Annotated in this window: 17 protein-coding genes and 1 pseudogene; 11 read left to right on the forward strand and 7 right to left on the reverse strand. The window is 36.4% G+C overall.

Annotation, left to right across the window (positions count from 1 at the left end):
- Positions 1-28 precede the first annotated feature (28 nt).
- Both K5X82_09925 and K5X82_09930 read right to left on the reverse strand, forming a co-directional pair.
- Positions 29-757 (reverse strand): SDR family oxidoreductase, encoded by a 729-nt coding sequence (locus K5X82_09925; protein QZT35640.1) that lies wholly within the window; start codon positions 755-757, stop codon positions 29-31.
- Between the two features lie 98 nt (positions 758-855).
- Complete coding sequence (locus K5X82_09930) at positions 856-1,044, reverse strand: hypothetical protein (protein ID QZT35641.1); 189 nt, start codon at positions 1,042-1,044, stop codon at positions 856-858.
- Here K5X82_09930 and K5X82_09935 point away from each other — a divergent pair.
- The 10 genes from K5X82_09935 (at position 1,037) to K5X82_09980 (ending at position 10,614) form a co-directional block, all read left to right on the forward strand.
- Complete coding sequence (locus K5X82_09935) at positions 1,037-1,525, forward strand: TetR family transcriptional regulator (protein ID QZT39112.1); 489 nt, start codon at positions 1,037-1,039, stop codon at positions 1,523-1,525. The two genes, K5X82_09930 and K5X82_09935, sit on opposite strands and share 8 nt — an antisense overlap.
- A 254-nt stretch (positions 1,526-1,779) precedes the next feature.
- On the forward strand, positions 1,780-2,706 hold the full coding sequence (locus K5X82_09940) for an SDR family NAD(P)-dependent oxidoreductase (GenBank protein QZT35642.1): 927 nt from the start codon (positions 1,780-1,782) through the stop codon (positions 2,704-2,706).
- Between the two features lie 34 nt (positions 2,707-2,740).
- A complete protein-coding gene (locus K5X82_09945) occupies positions 2,741-2,881 on the forward strand; it encodes a hypothetical protein (protein QZT35643.1) in 141 nt (46 codons plus the stop codon).
- Between the two features lie 54 nt (positions 2,882-2,935).
- The gene (locus tag K5X82_09950; GenBank protein ID QZT35644.1) at positions 2,936-4,042 is read left to right on the forward strand and encodes an MBL fold metallo-hydrolase; all 1,107 of its coding nucleotides are present in this window, start codon (positions 2,936-2,938) and stop codon (positions 4,040-4,042) included.
- 72 nt (positions 4,043-4,114) lie between these two features.
- Complete coding sequence (locus K5X82_09955) at positions 4,115-4,660, forward strand: SDR family NAD(P)-dependent oxidoreductase (GenBank protein ID QZT35645.1); 546 nt, start codon at positions 4,115-4,117, stop codon at positions 4,658-4,660.
- Between the two features lie 111 nt (positions 4,661-4,771).
- A complete protein-coding gene (locus K5X82_09960; GenBank protein ID QZT35646.1) occupies positions 4,772-6,220 on the forward strand; it encodes a transposase in 1,449 nt (482 codons plus the stop codon).
- A 403-nt stretch (positions 6,221-6,623) separates the two neighbouring features.
- Complete coding sequence (locus K5X82_09965) at positions 6,624-7,439, forward strand: family 16 glycosylhydrolase (GenBank protein ID QZT35647.1); 816 nt, start codon at positions 6,624-6,626, stop codon at positions 7,437-7,439.
- 323 nt (positions 7,440-7,762) lie between these two features.
- Complete coding sequence (locus K5X82_09970; protein QZT35648.1) at positions 7,763-8,779, forward strand: YeeE/YedE family protein; 1,017 nt, start codon at positions 7,763-7,765, stop codon at positions 8,777-8,779.
- A gap of 353 nt (positions 8,780-9,132) precedes the next feature.
- Complete coding sequence (locus K5X82_09975) at positions 9,133-9,705, forward strand: hypothetical protein (protein ID QZT35649.1); 573 nt, start codon at positions 9,133-9,135, stop codon at positions 9,703-9,705.
- A gap of 129 nt (positions 9,706-9,834) precedes the next feature.
- Entirely contained in the window at positions 9,835-10,614 is a 780-nt protein-coding gene (locus K5X82_09980; protein QZT35650.1) for a hypothetical protein, read from the forward strand.
- Positions 10,615-10,695: 81 nt separating this feature from the next.
- Here K5X82_09980 and K5X82_09985 read toward each other — a convergent pair whose 3' ends face one another.
- The 4 genes from K5X82_09985 to K5X82_10000 all read right to left on the reverse strand — a co-directional run bounded on the left by K5X82_09985 (position 10,696) and on the right by K5X82_10000 (position 16,154).
- Positions 10,696-12,939 (reverse strand): alpha-L-fucosidase, encoded by a 2,244-nt coding sequence (locus K5X82_09985; GenBank protein QZT35651.1) that lies wholly within the window; start codon positions 12,937-12,939, stop codon positions 10,696-10,698.
- An 886-nt stretch (positions 12,940-13,825) separates the two neighbouring features.
- Positions 13,826-14,947: an MBL fold metallo-hydrolase gene (locus tag K5X82_09990; GenBank protein QZT35652.1), complete on the reverse strand. Its 1,122-nt coding sequence runs from the start codon at positions 14,945-14,947 to the stop codon at positions 13,826-13,828.
- Entirely contained in the window at positions 14,938-15,492 is a 555-nt protein-coding gene (locus tag K5X82_09995; GenBank protein ID QZT35653.1) for a hypothetical protein, read from the reverse strand. Before K5X82_09995 ends, K5X82_09990 begins: the two co-directional genes overlap by 10 nt.
- Positions 15,489-16,154 carry a hypothetical protein gene (locus K5X82_10000; protein QZT35654.1) on the reverse strand — a complete coding sequence of 222 codons (666 nt, stop codon included), beginning with the start codon at positions 16,152-16,154 and terminating at the stop codon, positions 15,489-15,491. Before K5X82_10000 ends, K5X82_09995 begins: the two co-directional genes overlap by 4 nt.
- A gap of 222 nt (positions 16,155-16,376) precedes the next feature.
- Between K5X82_10000 and K5X82_10005 the strand changes: the two are divergent.
- Positions 16,377-16,819 (forward strand): annotated as a pseudogene (locus tag K5X82_10005) (hypothetical protein).
- A gap of 59 nt (positions 16,820-16,878) precedes the next feature.
- On the opposite strand, the gene K5X82_10010 reads toward K5X82_10005, so the two are convergent.
- Positions 16,879-17,688, reverse strand: coding sequence for a metal-dependent hydrolase (locus tag K5X82_10010; protein ID QZT35655.1), 810 nt, complete (start codon positions 17,686-17,688; stop codon positions 16,879-16,881).
- Positions 17,689-17,715: the final 27 nt, after the last annotated feature.

Below are 17,715 nucleotides of genomic sequence, written 5' to 3' on the forward strand. Positions count from 1 at the left end.
CATAGCTCATTTCATAATTCAATGGAGATTAAGCGTCTTGCTTTGTATCTGTAATCACAATCTCTCTTAATGAAACCGCTTGAGGAAGTTCAAAAGTAAAGAGAATCGTCTTTGCCACATCTTCAGCAGTGATATTCACCGCACCAACATTCTCTTTCCACTCCTTGTATCCATTCACGATATTTGGATCTGTGGTATGCTCAATCAACTCTGTTTCAACAGCACCTGGAAGAATCGAAAGAACACGTACATTAAATGGAGACATCTCATTTCTCGCTACACGTGTCAAACCAACCACTCCAAATTTACTTGCGCAATAAGCTGCATGGTTACCAAAAGGTTGAACCCCAGCAATAGATGAGACATTGATAATCGTTCCTGATTTGCGGGCTTTCATATCGTTCATCACGATCTGCATTCCATGCATTACCCCCATTACATTGATATCCAACATTTTTTGCCACTCTTGACTATTTTGGATAGTTAAATCGCCCAATAGCATTACTCCTGCATTGTTCACAAGAAGTTCTGTCTTGCCATAAATACCTTCGGCTTCTCTAACAGCAGCTTCAAATGTCTCCCTATCGGTAACATCAACTTTGCGACATAGTGTATTAGACAACCCTAATGCCTCCATCTTCTCAACTCTTCTAGCCAATAAAAGCAGAGGGTAACCTGATTTACTAAACATCTCTGCCATTGCCATTCCGAAACCAGAGCTTGCTCCTGTAATTACTATTAGTTTTTTGTTAGTCATGATCTTCTGTTTATTTTAAATTACATGATTAAGTAACAATATTTTTCTTTAAACAACAAAACTACCTTTAGTAATTTCCCTTTTACATTCTCCTCTAATCATACAAATACAAAAAAAATCTTGTGGATATTCGTAAAGCTCAACAAAAAGCAGTAATATTGTCGAATATTTATTCGGTAAACTTTTATTATATTGAACGTCAAGGATATTAACAAAGAGAATTCGATCATTGATAAAACATTAGATATCGTATTTGAGACCGGTTTTGCAGGTTTAAAGATGTCCATACTCGCTAAAAGAGTTGGTATATCTCCATCAACATTATATGTCTATTTCGAAACGAAAGAAGATCTTATCATTGCGATTGGGATTAAAATCCATCAACAAATAGCTGCAAGACACCGAACGGTTTTTTCTGGAGCCAAAACGGTGAAAGAACAGTTCTATGCAAAGTGGAAGGATATGCTCGTTTTCATGATTAACAACGAAAGAGAGATTAATTTCTTAGATCAACTTAAGCAGTCACCTTACCAAGACAAAATCCCTATTTCTATTTGGGAAAACTCCATTAAGATGAAAACAGCGCTGTTTGATAAAGGCAAGAAATCTGGTGAAATTAAAGATCTTGACAACAAGGTGATTATGTTCGTGATTGGTGGAATGGTCAACCAAACAGCAGAGTTAATCAAGTTAGGGATATTCTCGATGAAAGAAGAATCTCTTCAAGAGGCATTCTCTTTAGTTTGGGACGCACTGAGCAAGAAGTAGTACTATTCGATGATACTTATATTTTAAAGCATCACGAAAAAAAGAGCTTTACTTAAGTAGTCATCTCATGAATATTTAACGACTCGAAAAACATCTATACCTTTCGATAGAGTTTTCATGTCAAATCGACGAATAATTATTCGACAATAGAAACTAGTGATATTTTTTTAATCATTCACCGAATAAATATTCTATAATAGAATATCACTTTAAAATAGACTACTGAATATTATTTTATCAAAGAACCAATTGTCATGATACAAACAAGAGACATCCCGAGTAATAAAGCATTACGAATGCTATCATGGACTTTCTTACAAAAAGTCAAAACACCTCGATGTCCTTCTACACCAAGACTCGACAATCAAATTGCCGTTATCACTGGTGGAAGTAGAGGCATTGGATTAGAGACAACACGAGGTTTACTAGCAAGAGGAGCCGAAGTCGTCGTTTTTTCAAGAAAGAGCTTTAACGCCGATACGATTGTAAGCAGCCATTTAAGTCGTTTACATCATATCAAGCTAGACCTATCAGATATTGAAACAATTCAATATGCTTTAGTTCACTTAAAAGAGGTCCTTCAAGATAGAAAAATTGATATCCTTATAAACAATGCAGGAGTAGCACTAAGAAAACCTTATACACTATCGAAACAAGGTTATGAGATGACTTTTGCAATCAACGTATTAGGTCCACATATTCTGTTTCGAGAACTTCATGAGAATGCGTTGTTATCGACCCATGCCCATATTATCAATATTGCGGGAGACATCTACTCTATCGCCAAGGGCTGTACAACTAACTTCAAATATGAAGGAAAGAATGGAATGATAGCTTATGCGCGAAGTAAAGTAGGGGTAATGTGGTGGTCCAATGAATGTAAGAAAGTATATCCACAATACACTATCAACACCATTCATCCAGGAGTTGTCCCTATGGGTTTGGGTTCCGAAATCGAAGGATGGAGAGGTCGACTACTCAATCAAATATTTTTATCTCCTAAGCAAGGGGCACAAATGACGCTAATATGTTGTACCCAACCCGAAATAGAAGACGGTGCTTACTACCATAACACATTAGGTAAAGCCAAGGTTCCTAAGGGAGATATCTCTCTCGATAGAATTGCAGCCATCGAATTATGGCAACGAATGGAAGAGATATTTTACGAAATGAACGACTAATGAATCTTGTTTAAAACACCAACTCTATTTTAACATGAAGAAACTATTATCTACAATTACAGGAAGATCTTACAAGGGAAAGGTCGATCAAATTAATAAGAACCAAACATACAATAACCACAGAGAGCAATCAAATCATGAATTTGATATCTACTTGACAATTCTTATGATCTAAACACACATTACCTATTGAACAAAACACCAAACAATCACAACAAAATTCAATTGTATGAAACAGATGATCTATTGTATAATATGCTACTCATTTCTTTTCACCTCATGTGGTCCACAATTTGGTGGGATTAGATCGAAAAAGAAGAGGCATCCATATGACTACTCTCCAAACTTTAAAGACGGAGCATTTCAAAATACCAATCCTATTGACATGACCATGGACTTTAACTTTAGAGATTTTAGAAAAGGTATTGGAAACATGATCTCTCCAGATGAGATCACAAAACCCCAACATGATATTCATACACATCATATTGATTCAACGGCATTAGTTCAGAATAAAAATGGACACCATGTTTATTGGCTGGGACACTCGACACTTCTTTTACACTTAGATGATAAATTCATCCTTATAGATCCTATCTTTAGCGAAGTACCCTCTCCATATTCATGGTTAGGAACCAAAAGGTTTAGTGAGGCTCTTCCTATAAATATAGAGAACTTGCCTCCGATTGATTATGTTGTTATCTCACATGACCACTATGACCATCTAGATTATAAGTCGATCAAAAAACTCAAAGACAAAGTAAAACACTTCTACACACCATTAGGAGTAGGGCAACACCTATTACGTTGGGGGGTAGATGATAATAAGATCACAGAGATGGATTGGTGGGAAGAGGGCAGTTCTGAAGACATGTCATTTACTTGTTTGCCATCCCAACACTTCTCTGGTCGCAAATTGAGTACCTCAAACACGACACTATGGGCCTCTTGGAGGATAAAATCACCGACACAAAACATCTTCTTTAGTGGCGATGGTGGATATGCTGATCATTTTAAATCCATTGGAAAGAAGTATGGACCATTTGATATCGCTTTTGTGGAGTGTGGACAATATAACAAACAGTGGCCACAGACTCACATGTTTCCAGAACAATCAGTTCAAGCAAGTTTAGATGTGAAAGCAAAGAGAGTAATCCCAATTCATTGGGGAGCATTTCGTTTATCCACTCATCCATGGACTGACCCTGTCACAAGGTTCTCGAAGGAGGCAAAGCGTCGTAAACTAGAATATATTATTCCACATATAGGACAACCCGTCTCCCTAGACCCAACAGAGCCATTCGAAATAGAGGAGTGGTGGAAAGAGGTGGAGTAAATAATGAGAACTAATGCCTTTTTGAAATCGCATTGGTATAGGCTAGAAATTATCAACAAAAAGAAATAACTTATGAAGACATCTATCGCATTAGTTACTGGAGCCAATAAAGGAATTGGATATGCAACCGTTAAGTCTCTCTTACAAAATGGTCATACAGTAATAATGACTTCTCGTAATGAAGAACTCGGGAAAAAAGCATTTGATGAGTTATCTCCATTAGGAAAACTGTATTATCATCAACTGGATATTAGCCAGCAAGATAGTATTGTAAAGGCATTTGACTTTATCACAAAGACGTTCGGTAGGCTGGACATCTTAATAAACAATGCAGGGATAAATTATGATACTTGGCAAAATGCTATTAATGCCGATATAGATCAAGTACGCGACACATTAGACACCAATCTTTTTGGAACATGGAAACTAACACAGGTTGCTATTCCACTGATGATCCAAAACAACTATGGTCGCATTGTTAATGTTTCTAGTGATTCTGCATCTATACTAAGAATGGGAGCAGGAGCTCCTGGATATAGCATCTCAAAGGCAGCGCTCAATATTCTAACCATCAAGATGTCACGAAACCTTCAGAATTACGATATTTTAATCAACTGATGTTTCCCATGTAGGCTAACATCTTGATTTACAGCATAAAAAGAAGCATGTTTATTTTGATAATTCATTAATTATCAGTAAATTAATGTTGTTCCAATAACCAAATAAATCATGCTTCAGAATAAAAGTACAAAAGTTTTTTCAGAGACACAGAGTTTTTTCAGTTCAAGTGATAAAGGAATTAATCGAATTATTAGCCTTTACAAGTTACTCAACTTAAGACAACTGAAATTAGGAAATAAAGAGTTGCCTCAGTCTACTTACTTCAAAGGTGACATACTATTAGGCTTACTACTTTTCCCAATTTTCTCTATCCCTAATATTTATAGCTACAGTAAGCATTATCTATCAGAGATGTTAGAAGCACAAAAGAATACATTCTATCGATTTAAAAATAACAGCCAGATAGATTGGCGTACTATAGTTTCATCATGTAATAATAAACTCTTTGGTCAAATAGCCAAAAACTCTCACTCTGATGACTGTAATCAAGCAGAAAGATGCTTAATTATTGACGATACTGATTTTGAGAAGTCTACCTACAAAACTGAACATGTTAGTAAAATATGGTCGCATGTAACCCATCGTTATATATTTGGTTTTAAAGGATTATTTCTAGGTTTATGGGATGGCAAAAGCTATTTTACATTGGACTTCTCTCTACATAAAGAAAGAGGGAAGAATAAAAAGACTCCATTTGGACTCACTGCCAAACAACGTAAAAAACAGTTCTCAAAGAAACGATCAACAAAGAGTAATGGGTTTAACCGAGAGAAAGAACTCGTTATTGATAAAATAACGATGGCAAAAGAGATGATGGTAAATGCTATTAAACAAGGAATTACAGTAGACTACATACTTATGGACAGTTGGTTCTTCTGTGATTCAATATTAAAAACTGTGATCTCTAATGGTATGCATCTTGTTGCAATGGCTAAGATGTCTAGTGCTAAATATTCTTTCAAAGACAAAGAATATAGCACCAAAGAACTTGCTCTCTTACTTAAACAGCGAAAGAGAGTAAAATGGGTAAAGTCACTTAGTCTATATTGTGCAGAAGTCACAGTGAAATATAAAGGTACAGATGTAAAACTATTCTTTTGCAAGAACAGTAAGCGAGGGAAATGGCATTTATTGGTATCTTCAAATACAAAGCTGAGCATAGAGAAAGCTTATCAGATATATAGTATTAGATGGAGTATTGAGGTCTTTTTTAAGGAATCAAAGAACTATTTTGGTTTAGGAAAATCTCAATCGAGTGATTTTGATGCTCAAATAGCAGATCTATCTGTAGCTATTATTGAGTTTAACGTTTTTAGTTTAGCAAAAAGGTTCGAGGCATATGAGACGCTAGGTGGAATCTTTGCTCATGTAAAAGATCAAGGAATGGAACTTGTAATAGTACAACGAATTTGGGGTTTTATCCTCGAATTGATGAGAACTCTCGCAGAAATCATCGATAGTGATTTTAATGAATTGATAATCAGTGTACTTAAAAATAAACCCGAAAATAATAAATTCTTTAGGCTCATTGAATCAATGGTTTATGAACCTGAATAAAGACATGGGAAACATCAGTTAATCAATTCAGTATCCCCTGGTTGGGTACAAACAGATATGGGGGGAAAGAGTGCCAGCAGGACTCCAGTCCAAGGTGCAGAAACCATTGTGTGGGCAGCCCAGTTACCAACGAATGGTCCATCAGGCAAATTCTTTAAAGACAAAGCTGAAACTCCATGGTAACCCTATAATATTTAAAGGTTGGAGTGTGTGATAGTAAAGAGTAGTAATCGATTACTTTGTCTACAACTACGTTAATATTTTGTTTGCAGTGTAAGCGGTGGTTCCTTACGCTGCGGCAGCATAGACAAGGTGTCGCTATTTTTCAACATTCATGGATGATGATTACAACTATATCATTCAAAATGGGTATTTTTAGAGTATAAACTAAAGATACACAACCATGAGAACAAACTTACTCATTTACACACTCCTCCTTGTTTTCTCTTTTCAAGGCTGCAAAGATACCACTCCTTCATGTCCATTAAATCATGGTGATTGGGAATATATTCCTCATTTAAGTGATGAATTTAATGGCACAACTATTGACCGATGCAAATGGTATGACTTCAATCCGGGATGGAAAGGTCGAAAACCAGGCTTCTTCTCTCCTCAAAATGTAAAGGTCGAAAATGGAGAACTTATTTTAACTTCAAAAACAGAAACTCTAGATGACCTTCCTGAAGGCTATCACACTTTCACCACAGCTGCTGTACAGAGTAAAAGTCGTATGCTATATGGCTATTACGAGATAAGATGCAAGCCAATGAAATCGCGTTGCTCGAGTGCCTTCTGGTTCTATGCTGTGGATGGTGATCTATGGACCGAAATTGATGTCTTCGAAATCTGTGGCAAACATCCTCAAAAAAATTACGACAAAAAATATTTTGCCACCACCCATATCTTAAAATCGCCTGAAACAGGAGATACACTGAAATCGGACCATGTAGAATGGCACTCCAAAAATCCTCTTGCAGACAACTATCTTATCAGCGCTTTGGAATGGAGGAAAGATTCTCTTATTTGGTATGTAAACGGAGAGGTTATCCGTAAAAGAGAGAACACAAAGTGGCACCAACCCCTTACACTGAACTTCGATAGCGAGACCATGCCTAATTGGTTTGGCATGCCTGATCCTAACGACCCCAAAGGAGAATATAAAATTGACTATATAAGGGTATGGAGAGATAAGAATCTCAAAATGAGATACCAATTCTAATTAGCATCTGGCTCCATTCTATCGCATCAATTTAATTACAGGTATGAAAACTTAAGTTCATGCCTGTTTATTTTTATGTAAAACACAAAATAAACGTTATCGCATATATTAACACAAACAAATAATCTCTATTTTGCAAAAACTAGCACATTTTCACACTAGCACATACATCTCTAAGGGAGATATATAACCCCAATAATATCCTCTTTACTATAAAGGTTTTATCAAACTATTGGTAAACCGAATCATAAAGCAATGTGAAACAGGAACACATGGAGCATCAAAAAATAGTACGATAACCAACATATAAAAGACAAGATATCATGGGAAAGATACCAGTAATCATTGCGGGCATAATCTTCGGGTGGTTAATGCAATATGCCTCTGTAAACAAATTTAATTCCATCGCAGGCTGTTCCATATTAAAAAACTACACGGTACCTAAATTAATGCTCTCTGCCATCGGTATAGGAAGTATTCTTTTTGCCATTTCTATACAGTTGGGGTGGACTACATTCCACATTAAACCTTTAATCACTGGAAGTATCGTTCTAGGTGGTCTCCTCTTTGGTATAGGGATGGCTATCTTAGGAAGTTGTCCTGGAAGTATCATTGTATCAAGTGCACAGGGGAGTGTAGATGCAATGATTGGACTATTGGGGGGTCTTTTAGGAGCATTATCATTCAGCTTCATACTGCCACTTATGCCCTCTTTTTTAAACCATTCCTATGGAAACCCCTATTTTGCAATGTATTTCTCCTCACACGCCTCTTATACAATTGTAATTTCTATTATTGGAATACTAATGCTTATCGCAGCAAACCTCATCCACCGCACAGAAGGTAAAAATCAGAATAGAAGATGGCTTATATCAGGTATTACCCTTGGTGTAATTAACAATATTCTATTACTAAAGCCTATTTCGAATAGACCTATTGGTGCATCCACAGCCTATACCTATATCTCTGGAGTTTTAACCAATACCCAATCCAACAATTATTGGCAATTCACACAGACAACAGGAGATTGGGAACTTCTATTCCTTATCAGTGCTTTTATTTCTGTCTTCTCAATCTCTATTTATCAAAAGAGTTTTCGTCTTAAATTAATGGACAAGAGTTGGATCCAATTAAAAGGATCAAGTAAAACAAAAAGAGTTATATGGGCATTCATTGGGGGATTTCTCCTCCTATTGGGAGCACGAATGGCAAGAGGATGTACTAGTGGACATATTATTTCAGGAATGATGCAAGGAGCCTTGAGCAGCACCCTTTTTGGCATCACTATGTTTGCCAGTTTTCTAACAACAGGACATCTTTTTTACAGAAAAAACAGATAAAACCGAACCTTCGTCACCAAAGGAAGGAGAGAAAAATTCCATCTCCTTCCTTCACCTATTACTAACAACTAATCTACAATCAGTTACCTTAACATACGTTTTATATTTTTTTAATCTTTGACTCGTAATTACAGACTCACTTAGACCTACTTATAGTGTAATATCAATTGAATTGAGAAATGAATTAATTGATATAGTACCAATTTTTTTGATGTACTTAATGTTTAAATATTGGTATTCCTTTTTAAAATTAACAAAGATAAATAGAGATGTGTCGTATTATCCCCTCTAGGATGAGTTACGTCAATCTCAAAATCTATCATTGACATATTAATTATCTATAAAGTAGTTACATGGGACGTATTGAAATAAGAGAAGAGACTACCCTTCGGATAATAGAAGGCTTAACAAAGAATATCTGTGTATTAGACGAAAAGCACGATAGTCACCAAATCAACTTTCAACAGTGGGAGAGGAATAGAGCATTCTTACATGGCATAGCATTGGTTACAATGCAACAATATATCCACCAAACGGCAAAAGACTATTTGCAAGCCAGAAATACAAGAGAGAACCTACTAACCACCTTTGCCTATTCAGAAGCAATTCCAACGCATGAAAATATAAGCTATCCTCAACTGATCCATGCGCTAGCCACCTTCTATACACACCAAGAAGACACCTATGGACGTGGTCATCTTAAAACATTAAATGGAGGCACAATCAATACACTGATCCAATCTAACCTTTTAAACACAGAGATCTTCTCTAACGACATCGATGGCTTTCCTAAAGAAAATCTCTTCAATAGAGACACAACGATTCTTGATGGTGTTTTAATGATGGATAATAGAGGTAACCTATCCACAATCTTTAAGCAACTGATAGAATGGAAAGAGGAGTTACAAAAACACATACAACAATAAAGAACAATCTTTATGTCAAACTTCGATGCAGTGAATCCTCATCTACAAACAATTGAATGGATGAGGATAAACTTATTCATTAGATCGTTTGTTTAAGTCACAAGACAGAGACAACTAAAGTTATCACTAATGAATAACATTCAATTTAAACTGTTATTATTAGCCATCGGGTTACCATTCTTTTTAAATGCACAAGAGTCGAATGAACAGTTAGCACGTAAAGCTGCTGACCCAACAGCATTGATATGGCAACTCCAAATAGAAGATTATTGGAAAATTAAGAGTAATGATGGGCAGAAGAATGCCAATAATCTACGATTACGTGCTGTAATACCATTTAATAAAACAAAGTACTACCCAGAACATCTACTTCGTATTACAACCAATTGGCAAATTCAGTACAGTGGTCAACAAAACCTATCTAACACCGAAATATTTGATCTGCTTATTCCAAAGAGGTACAACTGGGGGGCATACAGCTTAGGTCCAATAATCCAACTTCCGACCCATGCTCCATACGATGAGACACAATCAATATTGGCATTTGGTATAGCTGTTGGTATCTCAATTAATACTCCTAAAATAGAAAAATGGCAACTAGATATCCTTATTCGATATCTAGACTCCTTCACAAACGATGCCAATAGAATATCTTCTTTGAAAATCCAACCAAGTTTGACCTATCATATCAACAATGGGTACTACTTAGAAACAGAACCTGAAATATCATTAGATTTATATAAACAAGATAATTACATTCCAATAAACATAAGATTTGGAAGAGCATTCTCTTTAAGGTCACTCAAGATTAATGCATATATCGAACCAGAATATAGTTTGGTAGACTCCAATAATAAGAATACCCAGTGGGGTTTAAGATTTGGCTGGAGGTTTATCTTGGACAAATAGAAGATCAAGGATAATACCTCATAGAAGTCTATCCTTGATTCTGTAAATATCTATAATAAAATAGGGTTATCTAAACTCAACTTATCTCTCTACAATCACCCCAATCTCAGCAGCAGATATCCATGCTATATTATCAATACTTGACAAACTCGTGAAACGGAAATACCTCGCTTGAGTGCGTGTAAAAAAGATACGCTGCTTCACTGGATTATTCTCTATATTATCGAATCGATCCCTCTTCACAACAACCCATCGCTTTCCATCCAAACTCACCTCGAACTTATATTGAGTACAGATACCACTCTTTGAACCATCTTGACGAGGAGTATAAGTCAGTCCATTTAGGTTCTGAACTTGCCCCATATCTACGGTCATATAGTGAGGATGTCCCTTTACATTCTTTCCCCATGGAGTATGCCACATCGTACGAACACTGCCATCAATAGCCTTTGATGCTTCATAATTTGGTTGTGCTTTATCGGATGCAACCACTTTCCATCCCGAAGCACATAGATCATATCGCTGGCTCACCACCTCGCTCTTTTGCTGGTCCGAATCAATCGTAGCAATCGCTTTCACGACTCCTCCTTTACACAAAGAGAAAGCTCCTGTATAGAAACTAGAATTTACCGTCGGTTCACTTCCATCCACCGTGTAATAGACCTTAGTATCTTCGCCTCTCACATCAATTTTCACCATACCATCTTTATCTCTTGATATCTTTGGTGCATCCAAAATCTCAGGAGCCAAATAAGCTGACACCTCACTCAAAGTAGTCGTTACTCTCGACGAAGGAATCTCAATACGCAGTTTACGTGTCTCTATCGTTTTAAAAACACAGATACGTTTATACCCCACTGTAGTTCCTTCATACAGTGATTTCCATGTGCCATTGTCATCATAAGAGACACTAAATCTCTCAACCCGCTGACCTAAATTGTAAATATCCTCTTGTAACACGAGGCGGTTAAAACGCTTAGGTTGATCAAACATCATCTCAACACTCCCTTGCGATCCTTCACTCTGCCAAGCAGTATGCGTATCCCCATCTAGCAAATGCTTCGCTTCATACCCCTTCATTGCTCCATTCACCTTAATTTCATCATCCGAATCCAACACATTATTTGCAAACGCATCATGAATATACGACCCAAGTTTTGCAAGGTAAGTCGAATCTTTAGCAGGGATCAATCCCTCTCTATTAGGTGTCACATTTAATAAGAAAACCGAATTACCTCCTACCGAACGATACCATACATCCAACAACTCCAAAGGACTCTTTACATATTGATTGTCGTCACGATAAAACCACCCATGACGTATAGAAGTGTTGGTCTCCGCAGGATACCAATGAAGATATTTCGCCCCCTTCAATTTATTTCGACTACCCAAATCATTTGCAGTAGCCTTCTTCACAGACATATGCTTATCTGTTGGAACCACACTAAACTCACTATCCCTTGTCTTTCCAGCTTCGTTACCACACCAACGAACATCTGGTCCCTTAATTGCGATCACCGCCTTAGGCTGTAACTTACGGATCAAATCATACCAAGCATCATAGTTATACGTTTGACTTGTACCAGGCTTAGGATTGGCTCCATCAAACCATATCTCCGAAACCTCCCCATAGTTCGAACACACCTCATAAAGCTGTGTTAATAACACAGCATCATAATCTGTGACCCCATCATATGTAAAAGTACCTACCGAAGAAACAGGAGTCCCAAAAGCAGGGATCGTCTCCTTACGAGCTGCCGATCCATTACCATACGTACCTCCCTCTCTTTCGATCTCCGAAAGATCGGCAGGAGAGACATAGATACCTAACTTTAATCCATGTCGATGACATGCATTAGCCACCTCTTTCAATACATCACCATGACCGTCTCTCCAAGGACTATGCTTCACAGAATGTGGCGTTGTTGCAGTAGGCCACAAACAGAACCCATCATGATGCTTTGCTGTCAACATCACCATCTTCATCCCTGCAGCCTTAATGGACTTCACCCACTGATCCGCATCAAAAGCGGTCGGATTAAAAACTTTCGGATCTTCCTTTCCTGTCCCCCATTCTCTACCAGTAAAAGTATTCACCCCAAAATGGGCAAAAGCGATAAACTCCAACTGTTGCCAATCATACTGTCTCTGTGATGGCAATACCGAAACCGAAGCCTCCAGCAACTCCTTATCACTCAAATTATCCTTTAACTTAATGAAATTTCTAGAAGCTGATCCCTCTTCCTTCGATGGCTGAGTACCACAAGAGACAAGCCCCATAAGACATAAACCTCCCAAAAAGGCTTTAATCAATCGATGTGTCATACTGAATATTTATAGTTGTTAGTTTATTACCTCCTAAAAGTAAACACTATCTCCTGATACTTAAAAGATTTCCATATGTTTCACAGGATAAATATTATAACTAAAAAGTAATACTATCAAAACATTATTACCCATGAGTTTTATCGTAAGTTGTCTAACCTCCAACGAATAATTAAGGTAATATCACCATTTATATGCTACTCCTAAAAACAGGCTTTCAACACATCGTTGCAGCAAAAACAGATGGATTATAAATTCCTCGACTTGTTAATATCGATCTTGGACATCTCTTTTAATGATATCAATGAATCTTATATAATAATGCTTCGTTAGTTACGATAACATAAAGGCTGTTCCATTAATTCCTTCTTTTGTTTCGATTTCAGAAAATCAAATACAGACATAATTTACGGCTTGTTGTTTGCAAAAACAGCAAGCCGTAAAGATCATTTTCCTCTTGCTGAAACACCAACTGAAAAATTGTTTCCATCCTAGTCATTTCTTATTGTTTTGATGCAACACAAGAAGTGTTCTCCTAATGTACCATACTTAAAGACAATACGAAGTCTCAGTGGAAGTTCAATTAAGCCATACATGACCTGATAGGCAAGTTTTTGGTAATCTAACTTGCCATAATTTTTTATCACATGCTCTAGCAACATCAATTTTATCATGCGTGAGTGTAATAAAGTTCCATAAGAATTAAATGAATTCTATATTTATTCCCGAGTCCACTCCGAAAACCTCATTTTATTGAAAACATGAATCTCACACCCTATATATCTTTGATAATCAACATGTATTTTTATTGAATAAGGAATAAATACGTAATTAATAGTTCTCGGAGTAGCTCATTACCAAGATTTAGGACAAATAACGGGTAAGATTAAAATTGACTTACATTATCATGGCTAATCTTTGTTGCACTCTCAATTGTTTCAACATTCCATTCACCAATTTCTAAATCACAAACACATCTAACTACACCTTTATTAAATTTTACTTCTATTAATGTTGGATTAAATTTATCAATAGCCTTTGCAATACTTCTATGCCTCTTTTTGGGTTTAGCTTTGGATAAAGTTGGAATAGAAGTAATATAAAGTCTGTCAGAATGCCCTAGAAAAGTATTAATCATATCGCTTTTAGGAAGTTTCTTGTTCTTACTATAAGGACTTAACTTAATAACAGTGTTTTCATCCATTAAAACATCCCAAACTTCTTTATTATAACCTGTGTCAGAACCGTGATGTGGAATTTTGAAAACATTTGATTTTCCATCAAGGGTTTGGCTATTATTAATAATACACTTCCAACCCTTACGTTTATCTGCATTGACTTCTAAGTCTGATCCAAGAATTATTCTTTGGTCATTAATTTTAACAAGTATAGCAACACTCTTATCGTTTGGTGTATGATTAATAATTTTTCTATTATTCACTCCATAATCCGTGATTAGTGTAGATATTTCCTCATCAAATTCGCTCATTATATAATCGGATGGTGATAATGAAATTACCTTAAAATTGATACCATTACTATTATTGGAAAGCAAAACTCTGTCTTCTGAAGCCTTCCTCATAGTTCCTTTTCTTGAAGCCAGTATTTTAAGACATGCATTTAGTTCTTCTGTAGAACAAGCAGTCTCTTCATTCTTTGTTTTATTGTGATCTAACCCAACCAGTTGTAAGAATTTTGTTCTATCACTCGCATGGGCAAAGGATAAAATAGCACTTTCACATTTTTCATATAAATCTGATAATCCACGAATATGGTCTTCATGCCAATGTGTACATATAATTAGTTTGACATCTTCCTCTAGATTAACACCACGTTCTTCAAGATACTCTAGTGGTAATGATTTCTTTGTATTAGGATTTTTACAAGAATCTATTACAACCCAGGTGTCATTTCCTAGATTTAAAATAATACTTTCGCCATATCCTCCACCAGTTCCAATTAGGATGGTTTCTATTGTGTTAGTTTGATTCAATTTACCTATTCCCAATTAATATTATCATTATAATAAGCTGCCTCGTCAGCTATCCTATTAACATCATCTTCAGTAAATGCTACGCTTCGTTTAAATCGCAACAACGATCGTTTTTCTATTTGACCGTTATCAGATGCATAACCAACACTCCAATAAAAAATTGCGCCTTTATTTAAAAGTTCAATGTCACTAGGTGAAACATCATAAATATCAAATGATGCTATTTCGTATGTCCCCTTAGTTACCTTGTCTTCAAGTTTTGCTGTAAATTCATCACCATCAATTTGCTCAACAACGCCAATCCAATGCTGTGACTGTTTGAAAAACATGTTCCTCTTAGTGTCTATCATGTCTTCATATTTTGGTACAGCTTCAAAATCATCGTCAAACTTAAATTCAATTTCAGTGTTGTTGTTTAAAGACAATTCTTCATTTCGCTTAACAACCTTTGATTTAAGGGCATTCATAATTATTGTTTCTTCATAAGAATCAACACCCAATATCGAATTTCGATTCTCCAATACCTTATTGGCCTTGATATTTGTGTCAAATGTTGTCATAACAAATTAGTTTTTGTAAGAATATCATCTACTATACTCTTTGCTCTTTCAATAGAATCATTCCAATTAGCTTCAAGCATTTCTACCATTTCAAGGTTTGTGCCAAGACTACCCGATTCAACCATATAATGGTCATTTATATTAAAGTTTACGCCATATAAAATCTTAGGTTCGCTAGGTGCGATTTTAACCCTTAAGTGCCCATTTTTATTATCTTTTCTTTCCTTTTCGAAAATTTCAAGCTGTAATAGTTTTGGGTCATTTAATGAATCTGTCCAATTGTTTAATGGACACAAGATATTACCAAACTCATAATATTTTTCCGCATTTGGTAATGCTAAGTCATAAATATGGTTAATCCCTAAAGATTTAATAGGGGTTTCTCTAAGTATTTTGTATACACTAGACGCAAGGTCTTTTAGGGGCTCAAAGTATGGTGATTTGGTGGTCGTGAATTCACATCTATGTTTATTTACTTCTATCCCAACCCAATCAAGCTCATATTTAACAAGTTCATTATGAATAACACTTACCTTTGCATTTTTAGCTTCTTCTTCCCTGATTAATTCTTTGTTCTTTAACCAATACGGTTGCAGAATTACGGGATTAAACTCACCAAGAAAAACAATACTTAATGATTCTTTTTGCAAATATCTATCCATCACATTTTTTTATTTCTATGTAAATATATTAAAATAACGAATAATCAGACTTAATGTTTATATTAATTTTCTCATACAGTGACTGTTCTTAAAAAGAAGAGAAGTCTACTATTTCAAAATCATAGTACCTCTTCATTATTCATATCCAATCATTTCCTCCACACCATTTTGAACCAACCCCATCCCCATTTCTTCTATCTGTGAAATAGAAAACCATAGACGATGTTAGTAAAGACCTACGGAAGTACCTTGCAGGGGATAGATGCCATCACCATTATCATTGAAGTAGAAGTGTCATCCAGTGGCATTCGATTTCATATGGTTGGACTACCCGATAATGCTGTCAAGGAGAGCCAACAACGTATTGAGGCGGCACTTCGATACCATGGGCTAAAGACTCAGGGGAAGAAGATCGTCATCAATATGGCTCCTGAAGATTTACGTAAAGAAGGCGCATCATATGATTTGCCTATCGCCATTGGCATTTTAGCCGCCTCAGTGTGGATATTAGCACCTTCGCTAGACAAGTACTATCATTATAGGAGAACTTACCTATTACCATCCAAGCACGTAAAGAGGGATTCGATGGATTCATTCTACCTCTAGAGAATGCCCACGAAGCAGCAGTCGTCGATAAACTCAATATCTACGGAGTAAAAACTTAAAGAGGTAACCCATCGTATATCTACCCACCAAGGACAAGAGTTTGGTGCTTCTTCTACCCCTAAAAATAGACTTTCAATTTGCCATCAAACCACACCATGAACCGAAAGGTTTTATCTCCCAATATCTCCTTCTGTTGGGCTTTGGAATAGGCTTCCAGCTCTTGGTAGTTATTACAGTGTCCAGAATAGGCATAATCAATATCTCGGGAGTGTATCTGAAACAGTGCCAAAGCAAACCCCAGAGTAAATAGAGTCAAGGTGAACTTATAGGCAGAGAATCTCACAAAACGTTGGCTCACCAATACCACGATATTAAATAGGATAACCCCTACCACAATCAGAAAGACATCGTAGTTATTCCACCACCAAATATCTCCAGTACCACCCGTGTAAGAAGCCATTGGAAAAAAGAAGTTCACTCCTCCCCAAGAGGCTGCTGGAGTGACCATATCCTCTAACAGATGGAGTGTATAAGCAGAGACAAAAGCAACAAACAATACGATGTCCTTACGAAAAGCATCGACTAAACTCTTTAGCCTTAAATTTCTACCCTGTGAAGTCCACAGATATTTTAATATTACGACTATACCTCCGAACAAAATGGCAGCCATGAAGCTATGCATAAAAGCATGGTGGGAGTACCAAAATTTGGCAGAATATATATCTCTTCCCGAATGGGATAGATGAAAGAGCTTGCCCAATATACCATCAAAATGCGACCATAAGCTGATGGCATCCACATCGGGAAGTGCCCCCGCAAAAGCAGCAAAAACCACTATAAGTAACTTCTTTTTAAAAGAGTTATTAGAAAACGAAGCTGCAACCGTTCCTACGGCAATGCCTGAGAGGGTATGTGTAAGGATATCCATATTGTTCCATTCGATATAAGTGAGATT

It is taken from the genome of Prolixibacteraceae bacterium (assembly GCA_019856515.1).
In the GTDB taxonomy this organism is placed as follows: Bacteria; Bacteroidota; Bacteroidia; order Bacteroidales; family Prolixibacteraceae; genus Halosquirtibacter; species Halosquirtibacter xylanolyticus.

Excerpts from the sequence above, each read along its gene's own strand:
- K5X82_09925 (QZT35640.1), bottom strand. The coding sequence starts at position 757 with ATGACTAACAAAAAACTAATAGTAATTACAGGAGCAAGCTCTGGTTTC.
- K5X82_09935 (QZT39112.1), top strand. The coding sequence starts at position 1,037 with ATGTCCATACTCGCTAAAAGAGTTGGTATATCTCCATCAACATTATAT.
- K5X82_09930 (QZT35641.1), bottom strand. The coding sequence starts at position 1,044 with ATGGACATCTTTAAACCTGCAAAACCGGTCTCAAATACGATATCTAAT.
- K5X82_09940 (QZT35642.1), top strand. The coding sequence starts at position 1,780 with ATGATACAAACAAGAGACATCCCGAGTAATAAAGCATTACGAATGCTA.
- K5X82_09945 (QZT35643.1), top strand. The coding sequence starts at position 2,741 with ATGAAGAAACTATTATCTACAATTACAGGAAGATCTTACAAGGGAAAG.
- K5X82_09950 (QZT35644.1), top strand. The coding sequence starts at position 2,936 with ATGAAACAGATGATCTATTGTATAATATGCTACTCATTTCTTTTCACC.
- K5X82_09955 (QZT35645.1), top strand. The coding sequence starts at position 4,115 with ATGAAGACATCTATCGCATTAGTTACTGGAGCCAATAAAGGAATTGGA.
- K5X82_09960 (QZT35646.1), top strand. The coding sequence starts at position 4,772 with ATGCTTCAGAATAAAAGTACAAAAGTTTTTTCAGAGACACAGAGTTTT.
- K5X82_09965 (QZT35647.1), top strand. The coding sequence starts at position 6,624 with ATGAGAACAAACTTACTCATTTACACACTCCTCCTTGTTTTCTCTTTT.
- K5X82_09970 (QZT35648.1), top strand. The coding sequence starts at position 7,763 with ATGGGAAAGATACCAGTAATCATTGCGGGCATAATCTTCGGGTGGTTA.
- K5X82_09975 (QZT35649.1), top strand. The coding sequence starts at position 9,133 with ATGGGACGTATTGAAATAAGAGAAGAGACTACCCTTCGGATAATAGAA.
- K5X82_09980 (QZT35650.1), top strand. The coding sequence starts at position 9,835 with ATGAATAACATTCAATTTAAACTGTTATTATTAGCCATCGGGTTACCA.
- K5X82_09985 (QZT35651.1), bottom strand. The coding sequence starts at position 12,939 with ATGACACATCGATTGATTAAAGCCTTTTTGGGAGGTTTATGTCTTATG.
- K5X82_09995 (QZT35653.1), bottom strand. The coding sequence starts at position 15,492 with ATGACAACATTTGACACAAATATCAAGGCCAATAAGGTATTGGAGAAT.
- K5X82_10000 (QZT35654.1), bottom strand. The coding sequence starts at position 16,154 with ATGGATAGATATTTGCAAAAAGAATCATTAAGTATTGTTTTTCTTGGT.
- K5X82_10010 (QZT35655.1), bottom strand. The coding sequence starts at position 17,688 with ATGGATATCCTTACACATACCCTCTCAGGCATTGCCGTAGGAACGGTT.